The organism is Marinovum sp. PR37 (genome assembly GCF_028807375.1).
GTDB classification, from domain to species: domain Bacteria; phylum Pseudomonadota; class Alphaproteobacteria; order Rhodobacterales; family Rhodobacteraceae; genus Marinovum; species Marinovum algicola.
Window position 1 is genome coordinate 216,893 of sequence record NZ_JARAML010000002.1, and the last position, 11,441, is coordinate 228,333.

The window sequence follows — 11,441 nt, forward strand, 5'->3', positions numbered from 1 at the left end:
TCAGGCCGCCGGGCGGCGCAGTTCGACCTGGTTGCGGCCGTGCGCCTTGGCCTTGTAGAGCGCGGCATCGGCATCCCGCAACAGCGCCTCGGGCCGCAGCGGGGCGGCACCGGCGGCGGCGCCCGGCGTGGCCTGCGGCCGCGCGATCATCACGCCGATCGAAATCGTGATGCGGATCGGCGCCTCCTGCCCGGGAATGGCGAAGGGCGCGTCCGACACCGCGGCGCAGAGCCGGTGCGCGGTGCGGTTGGCCCGGTGATCGGCGGCATCGGGCAGCACGACGAGAAACTCCTCGCCGCCGATCCGCGCCACCAGGTCGACGGCGCGCAGATTGTCGCGCAGCCGCCGCGCCAGCTCCGACAACACGGCATCGCCGGCGGCATGGCCAAAGTTGTCGTTGACCTTCTTGAAGTGATCGAGATCGGCAACCATCACCGCGAAGGGCCGGCCCAGACGGGTCGCCCGCTCCGAGATGCGGGTGATATGGGGCAGGGCGTAGCGGCGATTGAACAGCCCGGTCAGCGGATCGGTCACCGCCGCGCGGAGCCCTTCGCGCACCGTGCTGCGCAGCCGGTCGGCCATGCGTTTGCGCGCCACCAGCCGCTCTACCCGCAGGGCGATCTCGGCGGGCGAGGTATCGGCCGGGGCGACATCGTCGGCCCCCAGATCGAGCACTGCGGCCGCCAGCGGCCCGGCGTTCTCCGGTGCCAGCACCAGCACCCCGGCATAGCGGGTGGCGGCGCGGGCGCGCAGGTCGGGCAGGATCTGCATTTCCGCATCCGCCTTGCCGGCATCGAGCGCGATCACCAGCACATCCGGCGTCGCCCCGGCGGGGCCACCCGGCGGCCGGTTCAGCGGATGAAACACCTCGCGCGGCGACATCAGGTCGAGCCGATGCGGCAGCAGCCCGCGCAGCTCGCGCAGCCGGCCGGCCAGGCCGCGCCGCTCTTCGGCGATGATCCCGATGCGGGCCGGAAGATCGAAGCGCGCCGCCGGTTCCGACAGGCCCAGCGCGCGGTGGGTGCCGTCGCGCATCCGCAGCTCCATCTCGGTTTCGTGGCCACGCAGCAGCGCCCGCAGCCGGGCCAGCAAGAGCGCGTCGCAGCACGGCTGATCGAGGATGCTGCTGGCCCCGGCCTCAAGCGCGGCAATGCGGGCATCGGCGTTGTTTTCCGATGCCATCAGCACGATCGGACAATGCGCCGTGGCGGCAAGGCCGCGCAGCCGGCGGCAGAGATCGACCGGCGAGGCATCGCCCAGCCCGCCGATGAGGATCACCGAGGGGGTCTTGCGGCGTACCTGCTCCAGCGCTTCGGCGGCGCTCACCGCCTGTTCGACCTCGTAGAAGGCCGCCGCCAGTTTGACTTTCAGAACGATGCGGTTGGTCGCCACCGCATCGACAAGTAGGATTTGCCGTGCCAACAGTGAACCCTCGGGTCTTTCCTCAATCTTGTGTTAAGTTTTCGGCCCGAAGAGTTAAGAAATTCTTTCCACGCGGTAACATTCGGGAGCGCACATATGGCGTATACGCGGGAATCTGCCGAAACCCTGGGCTTGCAGGCCCTGGCCTGGCTGGTGGCGCAGGAGGATCTTGTCAGGGTCTTTCTCGGCTCGACGGGGATGGCAGAGGCCGATCTGCGGCAGCGGGCGGCCGAGCCGGATTTCCTCGGCTCGGTGCTGGATTTCATCATGATGGATGACGCCTGGGTGATCCGGTTCTGCGATGCCCACGGGCTGGCATATGAGCGGATGATGCTGGCGCGCGCGGCGCTGCCCGGCGGCGCGCAGGTGCATTGGACATGACGATCAGGGCCATCGCCTTTGACAAGGACGGCACGCTGTTCGATTTCGGCGCCACCTGGGATGGCTGGGCGGCCGGGGTGATCGCCACGCTGTCGGACGGCGATGCGGCGCTGGCGCAGGCGATGGCGGCCTCGGCGCGCTACGATCTGGAGCGGCTGACCTTCGAGCCCGACAGTCCGGTCATCGCCGGCACCGCGCGCGAGGCGGCGGAATGTTTTGCCCGCGTATTGCCCGGCCGTTCGGTGGAGCAGGTCGAGCGCTTTCTCGACGCGGCCGCCCGCAATGCGCCGCTGGCCCCCGCGGTGCCACTGGCGCCTCTGCTCGGCGCCTTGACCGCCCGCGGCCTGCGGCTTGGCGTGGTGACCAATGACACCGAAACCTCGGCGCGGGCGCATCTGGCGGCGGTCGAGGTCACCGGGCTGTTCGATTTCATCGCCGGGTTCGACAGCGGCTATGGCATGAAGCCCGATCCGGCGCCGCTCCTGGCCTTTGCCAGTGCGGTCGAGATCCCGCCGGAAGACGTGGTGATGGTGGGCGACAGCACCCATGACCTGATTGCCGGCCGCGCGGCGGGCATGGTCACGGTCGGCGTGCTGACCGGCCCGGCCCGGGCCGACGCGCTGGCGCCGCATGCGGATGCCGTGCTGGCCGACATCGGTCATCTGCCCGACTGGCTCGACGGACGCTGAGATGACCCGCGCGCCCCGGCGCGGGGGCCGGGGCCTCCTGGCGCGCGGGCCGTTTCCCGAGGTGCGCGCCTTGGGCGGAGAGGTCCCGGCGCAGGGGCCGGGACGGGAGCGGGCTGACGGTCAGCGCTGGCTGGTTTGCCAGTCGGGGTGAATCCAGGGCTCGGCGTTCTCCGGCGGCAGCGGGCTGCGGCCGAGGATGTGATCGGCGGCTTTCTCCCCCACCATGATCGAGGGTGCATTGAGGTTGCCATTGGTGATCCGCGGAAAGATCGAGCTGTCGGCCACCCGCAGCCCCTCGACGCCGATCACCCGGGCCTCCGGGTCGACCACCGCGCCGGGATCGTCGCGGGCGCCCATCCGGCAGGTGCCGCAGGGGTGATAGGCGCTTTCCACGTGCTCGCGAATGAACCCGTCAAGCTCGGCATCGCTCTGTACATCCGCGCCAGGCTGAATCTCGGCGCCGGCAAAGGGTTGGAAGGCCTCCTGGGCAAAGATCTCGCGGGTGAGGTGGATGCAGGTGCGGAAGTCTTCCCAATCCTTGGCATGCGACATGTAGTTGAACTGGATTTTCGGGGCGTCCCGCGGATCGCGCGAACGCAGGCTGACCGAGCCACGCGAGGGCGAGCGCATCGGGCCGACATGGGCCTGGAAACCATGGCCCTCGGCCGCCGCCTTGCCGTCGTAGCGCACGGCGATCGGCAGGAAGTGATACTGGATGTCCGGGTAGCGCACGCCCGCGCGCGAGCGGATGAAGGCGGCGCTTTCGAACTGGTTCGAGGCGCCCGGCCCGCGCCGCGCCGCCAGCCATTGAAGCCCGACCCAGGCCTTGCCGAAGAGGTTCCAGTACTTGAACAGAGACACCGGCTGCGAGGCAGCCATCTGCACATAGAGCTCGAGATGGTCCTGAAGATTCATCCCCACGCCGGGGCGGTTGGCCAGCACCTCGATGCCATGTGCCGAGAGATGCGCGCCGGGGCCCACGCCCGAGAGCATCAGCAGCTTTGGCGAATTGATCGACGAGGCGGCGAGGATCACCTCGCGGCCGGCATGCACGGTGTCGCGCCCGCCATGACGCAAAAGCTCAACGCCGGTGGCGCGGCCCTCCTTGATCACCACCCGCGTCGCCAGCCCGCGCACCAGGGTGCAGCGGCCCGTGGCGCGGGCCGGTTTGAGATAGGCCCGCGCCGCCGACCAGCGTTCGCCCCCATGAATCGTCGAATCCATCGGGCCAAAGCCTTCCTGCTTGGCGCCGTTGTAATCCTCGGTGGTCTCGTAGCCCGCCTGTCTGCCGGCTTCGACAAAGGCCTTGACCAGCGGGTTCTCGCGGCTGCCGCGGCTGACGTGCAGGGGGCCGTCGGTGCCGCGCCAGGACGGATCGCCGCCATGGCCGCTGGCGTGCCAGTTCTCCATCCGCTTGAAATAGGGCAGCACATCCGCCGCCGCCCAGCCGCTGGCGCCGGTGTCGCTCCAGTGATCGAAGTCCTCGGCATGGCCGCGCACATAGACCATGCCGTTGATCGACGACGAGCCGCCGATCACCTTGCCGCGCGGACAGGCCAGCCTGCGGCCGCCGAGATAGGGCTCGGGCTCCGACTGGTACCCCCAGTCGTAGCGCTTCATGTTCATCGGGTAGGACAGCGCGCCGGGCATCTGGATGAACGGCCCCTTGTCCGAGCCGCCATGCTCGATCACCACGACGCTGCGCCCGGCTTCGGTCAGGCGGTGGGCCAGTGCGCAGCCGGCGGACCCGGCGCCTACGATGACGTAATCGGCCTGCATATCAGAAAGGTGCCTCGATCTGGGACATGCGGACATAGACGGATTTGAGCTGGGAATAATGCTCGATCGCCGCCTTGGCGTTCTCACGTCCGACCCCCGAGAGTTTCGAGCCGCCAAAAGGCACTTCGACCGGGGCGTCGTTGTAGGAATTGATGAAGCAGCTGCCGGCCTGCAACTGGCGGATCACCCGATGGGCGCGGGTGATGTTGGTGGTGAAGACCCCGGCCGAGAGGCCGAATTCCGTCGCATTGCCACGGGCCACGGCCTCGGCCTCGTCGTCGAATTTCAGCACCGAGAGCACCGGGCCGAAAATCTCCTCGCGGGCAATGGTCATCTCGTCGGTGACATCGGCAAACAGCGTCGGGGCCACCCAGAAACCGGGGCCCTCCAGGGCGGCGCCGCCAGTGACGAGACGCGCGCCTTCGGCTTTGCCGGCCTCGATGTATCCCAGCACCTTGTCGCGCTGTTCGGCGCTCACCAGCGGGCCGAAATTGACCTCCGGATCCAGCGGGTCGCCGGTCTTTACGCCGTGGAGCCGTTCGGCCATGCGGGTAACGAAGGCGTCGTAGATGCCGGCCTGCACGAAAACCCGGGTGCCGTTGGAACAGACCTGGCCCGAGGAATAGAAGTTGGCCAGGATCGCGCCCGAGACCGCATCCTCGAGATCGGCGTCGTCGAAGATCAGCAGCGGCGACTTGCCGCCCAGCTCCATGGTGACATTCTTGATGCCCTCGGCGGCGGCGGCATAGACTTTGCGGCCGGTGGGCACCGAGCCGGTGAGCGAGACCTTGGCGATGCGCGGATCGGCGATCAGTTTCGCGCCCACGTCGCCGCGCCCCTGGATGACGTTGAACAGGCCCGGAGGCGCGCCGGCCTCGACCAGTATCTCGGCCACCTTCAGAGCGCAGAGCGTGGTGGTTTCGGAGGGTTTGAACACCATGGCATTGCCACAGGCCAGCGCCGGCGCGGCCTTCCAGCAGGCGATCTGGGTGGGGTAGTTCCAGGCCCCGATCCCGGCGCAGACGCCCAGCGGCTCGCGCATCGTATAGGCCCAGTCCTCGCCCAGCGGGATATGCTCGCCGGTGAGGCTGGCGGCGAGGCCGCCGAAATATTCCAGCGCATCGGCACCCGAGGTGGCATCGACCAGCGAGGTTTCCTGATAGGGTTTGCCGGTGTCCAGGGTTTCGAGCTGGCTCAGCTCGTGGTTGCGGGCGCGCATGATGTCGGCGGCGCGGCGCAGCACCCGGCCGCGTTCGGTGCCCGAACGCGCGGCCCAGTCCTGCTGGGCATGCAGGGCGGCGGCGATCGCCTGTTCGACGATGCCATCGGTGGCGGCATGGACGCTGGCGATCTGTTCGCCGGTGAAGGGATAGATCACTGCGATCTCGTCGCCCGAGGTGTCTTCGATGTAATAGCCGCCGACGAAATGGCTGGCCTTGGGCTGGGGGGCGGGCAGGGTCATTGCGCGCTTCCTTTCAGTTCCAACTGGATATGTGTCATCGCCAGATCGGCGGCATGACGGTGTTCGGTCTCGCGCGGGGCGAGGCCCTCGCGCAGGTAGAGCCCGTCGATCATCGCCGCGATTCGTTCGGCGGCGGCGGCGGGGTCGGCGACCAGCGGGCGCAGGGCGTGGCGCAGGTTGGCGCGCAGGCGGCGTTGATAGACCGACAGGAGCCGCGCGGCCTCGCCCGAGGACAGCGCCAGCGCATAGAAGTTCATCCAGGCCGAGACCACCTCGCGGCGGAAATGCCCGGGTGCGAATCCGGCCAGAACGATGGCCTCGAGCCGCGCCTGCCGGCCCTGAGCCCCGCGCAGCGCCTCGCGCACGTCGGCGCCATAAACGCTGAGGATATGCCGCATGGTCGACAGGAACAGTTGTTCCTTGCCGCCGAAATAATGATGCGCCAGCGCCGGCGACACGCCGGCGCGGCGCGCGATGGCAGAGACCGTGATGTCGAGCGTGCCTTTGGCGCCGATCTCGGCAATAGTCGCCTGTATCAGCGCTTCACGACGGATCGGCTCCATTCCGACCTTGGGCATGAGATCCTCCGGATTGAAGTCTGGGATTTATATGTTATTGATTGACTGGTCAGTCAACAAAAATCAGGGAGATGAATCACATGAAACTCAGGATCACGGCCTCCGCGCTGGCGATCGGCTTAGCCACGCCTGCCTTTGCCGAATGTGACGAAGTGAACTTTGCAGATGTCGGCTGGACCGACATCACCGCCACCACCGCCGCCACCACCACGGTGCTGGACGCGCTGGGCTATGAGACCGATATCAAGGTGCTGTCGGTGCCGGTCACCTATACCTCGCTGGCCAACGGCGATATCGATATTTTCCTCGGCAACTGGATGCCGACGATGGAAGGTGACATCGCGCCCTACCGCGAAGCCGGCACCGTCGATACCGTGCGCGCCAACCTGGAAGGCGCGAAATACACATTGGCGGTGAACAAGGCCGCGTCCGATCTGGGGATCGCCGATTTCGCCGATATCGCGGCCCACAAAGAGGCGCTCGACGGCGAAATCTATGGCATCGAGCCGGGCAATGACGGCAACCGGCTGATTTTGTCGATGATCGAGGAAAATGCCTTTGGCCTCGAAGGTTTCGAAGTGGTCGAAAGCTCTGAGCAGGGCATGCTGGCCCAGGTCGCCCGGGCCGACCGGCGGGACGAACCGGTGGTCTTCCTCGGCTGGGAACCGCATCCGATGAACGCCAATTACGAGATGTCCTATCTCACCGGCGGCGACGATTACTTTGGTCCCAACCTCGGCGGTGCCACGGTCTTTACCAACACCTCCGCCGGCTATGTCGAGCAATGCCCCAACGTCGGCAAGCTGCTGCAAAACCTCGAGTTCACGCTGGCGATGGAAAACGAGATCATGGCGGCGATCCTCGACGACGGCGAAAGCCCGTCGGATGCGGCCAGGGCCTGGCTCTCGGCAAACATGGGGGTGCTCGACGGCTGGCTCGACGGCGTCACCACCAAGGACGGCGGCGATGCGATGGCCGCGGTAAAGGCCGCGCTGGAGTGAGTTCGGCCGCTGCGGACATGTTCGCCCCTGCCTGCGGGCAGGGGCGCTTGCGCGGCGCGTCAGCCCTCTTCGGGCATCAGCGCGTTGTCCAGATCATTGGCGCGCATCGCCGCCGGGCGGCTGGCCAGCCGCTTGGCGTAATCGGCAAAGCCGGGGCGTTCGGGCAGGGTGCCGAACTGCATCCCCCACTGGATCTGCGCCCCCACGTAGACATCGGCCGCCGTGAACCGCGCGCCGCAGACAAAGGGCCGCCCGTCGGCCAGCATCGCCGCAAGCGCATCGGCCACGGTATCGAGACTGCCATAGCCCGATCGTCCGCGCGCCTGCGGATCGTCGGGCAGGGCGAAGCCGAACGACGTATTGGTGACCGCCTGCTCGCCGGGACCGGCGGCCAGAAAAAGCCAGCGAAAGAAATCGGCGCGCTCGTCGGGCTCGGGCGCCAGCCCGGCCTCGGGAAAGGCAAAGGCGAGATAGGTGCAGATCGCCGCCGCCTCGGTCACCACCTGGCCGTCATGCACGATGGCCGGCACCTTGCCCATGGGATTGAGCGCCAGATACTCCGGCGATTTCATCTCGGGGCCGTAAGCCAGCACCTTGGTCTCGTAGGTCGCGCCGACCTCTTCGAGCATCCAGCGGGCAATCCGGCCGCGCGACATCGGGTTGGTGTAGAACACAAGCGCCATGAACAATCTCCCTCGGGTTTGGAGGAAAGAGTGACAGCAGACACTACAATCGGCAACCGGGAGGCCCGCGCATGGAGTGGCTGACCGACAACAAGATCCCCGTGGGCAAATCCGCCGCCTGGATCTTTGATCTGATGCAGGACTACGGCGCCTGGTTCTTCGACGCCCTGTCGGATGCCATGGACGCGATGATCGAGGCCATCCTCTGGGTGCTGCAAAGCCCGCATCCGCTGCTGGTCATCGCCGCCTTCGCGGCGCTGACCTACGGGTTGCAACGCAGCTGGAAGGTCACGCTCTTCGTGGTGCTGGGCTTTCTCTTCATCCTCAATCAGGGCTACTGGGAGGAAACCACCGAGAGCCTGACGCTGGTGTTGTCGGCCTGCGTGGTCTGCATGGGGGTGGGGGTGCCGATCGGCATCGCCGTGGCGCACCGGCCCAGGCTCTATGCCTGGATGCGGCCGGTGCTCGACCTGATGCAGACCTTGCCGACCTTCGTCTATCTGATCCCTGCGATCGTGTTCTTCGGCATCGGCATGGTGCCCGGCCTGATCGCCACGGTGATCTTTGTCGTGCCGGCGCCGATCCGGCTCACCCATCTGGGTGTGACCTCGACCCCTGATGCGCTGCTCGAGGCGGCGGATGCATTCGGCGCCACCGGCTGGCAGAAGCTGCTGAAGGTGGAACTGCCCTATGCCTTTCCGCAGATCATGGCCGGTCTGAACCAGACCATCATGCTGTCGCTGTCGATGGTGGTGATCGCCGCGCTGGTGGGCGCTGACGGGCTTGGCGTGCCGGTGGTGCGCGCACTCAACCAGGTGAATACCTCGCTGGGCTTCGAGAGCGGCTTTGTCATCGTCGTCGTTGCCATCATGCTGGACCGGATGCTGAGGGTGGACCGCAAATGATCACACGCAAGAACGCCGTCGAATTCGACAATGTCTCCATCGTCTTCGGCAATCATCCCGAAGAGGCGCTGCCGTTGATGGACAAGGGCCGCGACCGCGCCGAGATCCAGCAGGAAACCAGCCAGGTTCTGGGCGTGCACAACTGCCGCATCGACGTCCGGGAGGGCGAGATCCTCGTGCTCATGGGGCTCTCGGGCTCGGGCAAGTCGACCCTCTTGCGCGCGGTCAACGGGCTCAACCCGGTGGTGCGCGGCCAAGTCCGTCTGCGCTGCGGCGACGAAATGGTGAATGTCACGCACGCCGATGCAAAGAGCCTGCGCGACCTGCGCCTGCGCCATGTCGCCATGGTGTTCCAGCAGTTCGGCCTGCTGCCTTGGCGCACGGTGCGCGACAACGTGGTGCTGGGGCTGGAGCTTGGCGGCATGGACCGCAAGGCGCGCAATGCCCAGGCCGAGGAAGAGCTGGCGCTGGTTGGCCTCGCCGACTGGTCCGACCGCAAGGTCGGCGAGCTCTCGGGTGGCATGCAGCAGCGGGTGGGCCTGGCGCGGGCCTTTGCCACCAAGGCGCCGGTGCTTCTGATGGACGAGCCGTTCTCGGCGCTCGATCCGTTGATCCGCACCCGGTTACAGGATGAGCTGCTCGACCTGCAACAGCGCCTCGGCCGCACCATCATCTTTGTCAGCCACGATCTCGACGAGGCCTTCAAGATCGGCGACCGCATCGCCATCATGGAGGGCGGGCGGATCGTGCAATGCGGCACCCCGCGCGAGATCTTCTCCAACCCGGCCACCGATTACGTGGCCGATTTCGTGGCGCATATGAACCCGCTCGGCGTGCTCTGCGCCCGCGACATGATGCAGCCCGGCGCGGGCGGGGGACCGGAGGTCGCGCCGGAGACGCCGATCAACGATCTGGTGCAGATGTTCTCGGATCAGGTGGACGAAATCACCGTGACCCGCGACGGCCAGGCGCTGGGCGTGGTGACCCGCGACACCCTGCTGCACCGCCTGGCGCAGACCATGCCGGGGTGATTGACGCGCCGCCGTCCCGGCCTCCGCGCCGGGACCTTTTGCCTTTGACCTCGGGGCCCCGGATCACGTCCGGGGCGCACCAGCCTCCTTCGGTCGCGGCCCCGCCAAGTCACGCCGAGAGCGCCACCTCTGGCGCGGCGACCTTGGGCCATGTGATCAGCAACACCGCCACGCCGGTCACTGCTTGGGCGGCCAGGCTCTCGGCCAGCCGGTCCAGCGTGCAGGTGAACCGGCGCTCGCCGGGTTTCGAGACCTCGACCGCCACCGTCACCTCCGCCGCGCCGGGCAGACCGCGGGCGCGCAGCCCGTCGACGATCCGCGTCGCCTGCCGCACCGCCATGTAAAGCGCCAGCGTGGTGCCCGGCCGGGCGTGGCGGGCGCAGTCGGGCAGGGGATCTTCGTCGCGGCAGGTGCCGGTGGTCAGCACCAGCGTATCCGACACCCCGCGCGTGGTCAGCGACCGGCCGGCGCTTGCCGCTGCGGCGCAGGCGGCGGTGATGCCGGGCACGATCTCCACCGCGATGCCGGCCGCCTCCGCAGCCTCCAGCTCCTCGGTGGCGCGGCCGAAGATGCCGGGATCGCCCGATTTCAGGCGCACCACCCGCTGGCCGCGCTGCGCCGCCGCAACGATCACCGCGTTGATTCGCTCCTGCGGCCAGGCATGGGCGCCGACCACCTTGCCGACAAAGACCCGCTCGGCATCGCGCCGCGCCAGTTCCAACACTTCGGCATCGACCAGACGGTCATAGAAAATCACATCCGCCTCCTGCAACCGCTGCACCGCGCGCAGGGTCAGCAGGTCGCGGGCGCCAGGGCCGGCGCCGACCAGCGCAATGCTCCCCTCGGGCGCATCGCCCGGCGCGCGTCCCTCGGCAATCGCCGCCTTCAGCGCCTGTGCCGCCGCGCGTTCGGCGCCCCGGGTCCAGGCCGCGCGCGGCGTGTCGGAAAACGCCCAGGCCCAGAAGGCGCGGCGCCGCGCGGGCGCGACGCGTTGCGCCACCGCGCCGCGCATCCGCCCCGCCAGAGCGGCCAGCCCGCCGAGGTTGGGGGCCAGCATCTGTTCCACCTGGGTCTTGATCTGTCGCGCCAGCACCGGGGCGGTGCCTTCGGTGCCGATCGCCACCACCACCGGGTCGCGATCGACCAGCGAGGGCGTCGTCAGGTCGCAGAGATCGGGCCGGTCGACCACATTGACCGGGCAGCCGCCGGCCTTGGCCAGCCCGTGCAGCGCCGCATCGAGCCCCGGGCAGCCGGTGGCGACAAAACCCATGGCCGCGCCTTCAAACAGCGCCGGGGTGATCGCCCCGGCGTGATGCACCGCACGGCCCTCGGCCACCAGCGCCGCCAACTCGGCGTCCAGTTCCGGTGCCGCCAGCACCAGCGTCGCGTCGGTCTTGAGCATCAGCCGCGCCTTCTGCGCCGCCTGTTCGCCGCCGCCGCAGATCACAACCCGGCGGCCGGTGGTGCGGATGAACATGGGAAAGCTTTTCATCTCGGTCTCCTCTCAGGC

11 protein-coding genes are annotated in these 11,441 nt (G+C 68.0%); 5 read left to right on the forward strand and 6 right to left on the reverse strand.

Annotated features, from left to right (window positions below; genetic code table 11):
• Nucleotides 1–1,422 carry a diguanylate cyclase gene (locus PVW49_RS02665; protein WP_274589829.1) on the reverse strand — a complete coding sequence of 474 codons (1,422 nt, stop codon included), beginning with the start codon at nt 1,420–1,422 and terminating at the stop codon, nt 1–3.
• 96 nt (nt 1,423–1,518) lie between these two features.
• On the opposite strand from PVW49_RS02665, the gene PVW49_RS02670 reads away from it, so the two are divergent.
• The gene (locus tag PVW49_RS02670; protein WP_274589830.1) at nt 1,519–1,803 is read left to right on the forward strand and encodes a DUF3572 domain-containing protein; all 285 of its coding nucleotides are present in this window, start codon (nt 1,519–1,521) and stop codon (nt 1,801–1,803) included.
• Nucleotides 1,800–2,492, forward strand: a complete 693-nt coding sequence (locus PVW49_RS02675) for an HAD family hydrolase (RefSeq protein WP_274564670.1) — start codon at nt 1,800–1,802, stop codon at nt 2,490–2,492. Before PVW49_RS02670 ends, PVW49_RS02675 begins: the two co-directional genes overlap by 4 nt.
• Nucleotides 2,493–2,612: 120 nt before the next feature.
• Here the strand turns inward: PVW49_RS02675 and betA are convergent, their stop codons facing one another.
• The 3 genes from betA to betI are packed head-to-tail and all read right to left on the reverse strand — an operon-like array spanning nt 2,613 to nt 6,311.
• Nucleotides 2,613–4,271 (reverse strand): choline dehydrogenase, encoded by a 1,659-nt coding sequence (betA, locus tag PVW49_RS02680; protein WP_274564672.1) that lies wholly within the window; start codon nt 4,269–4,271, stop codon nt 2,613–2,615.
• 1 nt (nt 4,272) lies between these two features.
• Complete coding sequence (gene betB / locus PVW49_RS02685) at nt 4,273–5,733, reverse strand: betaine-aldehyde dehydrogenase (RefSeq protein WP_274589831.1); 1,461 nt, start codon at nt 5,731–5,733, stop codon at nt 4,273–4,275.
• A complete protein-coding gene (gene betI / locus PVW49_RS02690) occupies nt 5,730–6,311 on the reverse strand; it encodes a transcriptional regulator BetI (RefSeq protein WP_048530313.1) in 582 nt (193 codons plus the stop codon). Before betI ends, betB begins: the two co-directional genes overlap by 4 nt.
• An 80-nt stretch (nt 6,312–6,391) precedes the next feature.
• On the opposite strand from betI, the gene PVW49_RS02695 reads away from it, so the two are divergent.
• The gene (locus tag PVW49_RS02695) at nt 6,392–7,312 is read left to right on the forward strand and encodes a choline ABC transporter substrate-binding protein (RefSeq protein WP_048530315.1); all 921 of its coding nucleotides are present in this window, start codon (nt 6,392–6,394) and stop codon (nt 7,310–7,312) included.
• Between the two features lie 59 nt (nt 7,313–7,371).
• Here PVW49_RS02695 and PVW49_RS02700 read toward each other — a convergent pair whose 3' ends face one another.
• Nucleotides 7,372–7,995, reverse strand: coding sequence for a glutathione S-transferase family protein (locus tag PVW49_RS02700; protein ID WP_274589832.1), 624 nt, complete (start codon nt 7,993–7,995; stop codon nt 7,372–7,374).
• 71 nt (nt 7,996–8,066) lie between these two features.
• On the opposite strand from PVW49_RS02700, the gene choW reads away from it, so the two are divergent.
• Together choW and choV are read left to right on the forward strand one after the other, a co-directional pair.
• The gene (gene choW / locus PVW49_RS02705; protein WP_048530318.1) at nt 8,067–8,900 is read left to right on the forward strand and encodes a choline ABC transporter permease subunit; all 834 of its coding nucleotides are present in this window, start codon (nt 8,067–8,069) and stop codon (nt 8,898–8,900) included.
• Nucleotides 8,897–9,931, forward strand: a complete 1,035-nt coding sequence (gene choV, locus PVW49_RS02710; protein WP_274589833.1) for a choline ABC transporter ATP-binding protein — start codon at nt 8,897–8,899, stop codon at nt 9,929–9,931. The genes choW and choV overlap by 4 nt, the downstream gene beginning before the upstream one ends.
• A gap of 109 nt (nt 9,932–10,040) precedes the next feature.
• On the opposite strand, the gene cysG is transcribed toward choV, so the two are convergent.
• Nucleotides 10,041–11,423 (reverse strand): siroheme synthase CysG, encoded by a 1,383-nt coding sequence (gene cysG / locus PVW49_RS02715; RefSeq protein WP_274589834.1) that lies wholly within the window; start codon nt 11,421–11,423, stop codon nt 10,041–10,043.
• Between the last annotated feature and the right edge of the window lie 18 nt (nt 11,424–11,441).

Bases quoted from the DNA above. Each gene is read 5' to 3' on its own strand.
- PVW49_RS02670 (WP_274589830.1), top strand. From the start codon at position 1,519: ATGGCGTATACGCGGGAATCTGCCGAAACCCTGGGCTTGCAGGCCCTG.
- PVW49_RS02675 (WP_274564670.1), top strand. From the start codon at position 1,800: ATGACGATCAGGGCCATCGCCTTTGACAAGGACGGCACGCTGTTCGAT.
- betA (WP_274564672.1), bottom strand. From the start codon at position 4,271: ATGCAGGCCGATTACGTCATCGTAGGCGCCGGGTCCGCCGGCTGCGCA.
- betB (WP_274589831.1), bottom strand. From the start codon at position 5,733: ATGACCCTGCCCGCCCCCCAGCCCAAGGCCAGCCATTTCGTCGGCGGC.
- betI (WP_048530313.1), bottom strand. From the start codon at position 6,311: ATGCCCAAGGTCGGAATGGAGCCGATCCGTCGTGAAGCGCTGATACAG.
- PVW49_RS02695 (WP_048530315.1), top strand. From the start codon at position 6,392: ATGAAACTCAGGATCACGGCCTCCGCGCTGGCGATCGGCTTAGCCACG.
- PVW49_RS02700 (WP_274589832.1), bottom strand. From the start codon at position 7,995: ATGGCGCTTGTGTTCTACACCAACCCGATGTCGCGCGGCCGGATTGCC.
- choW (WP_048530318.1), top strand. From the start codon at position 8,067: ATGGAGTGGCTGACCGACAACAAGATCCCCGTGGGCAAATCCGCCGCC.
- choV (WP_274589833.1), top strand. From the start codon at position 8,897: ATGATCACACGCAAGAACGCCGTCGAATTCGACAATGTCTCCATCGTC.
- cysG (WP_274589834.1), bottom strand. From the start codon at position 11,423: ATGAAAAGCTTTCCCATGTTCATCCGCACCACCGGCCGCCGGGTTGTG.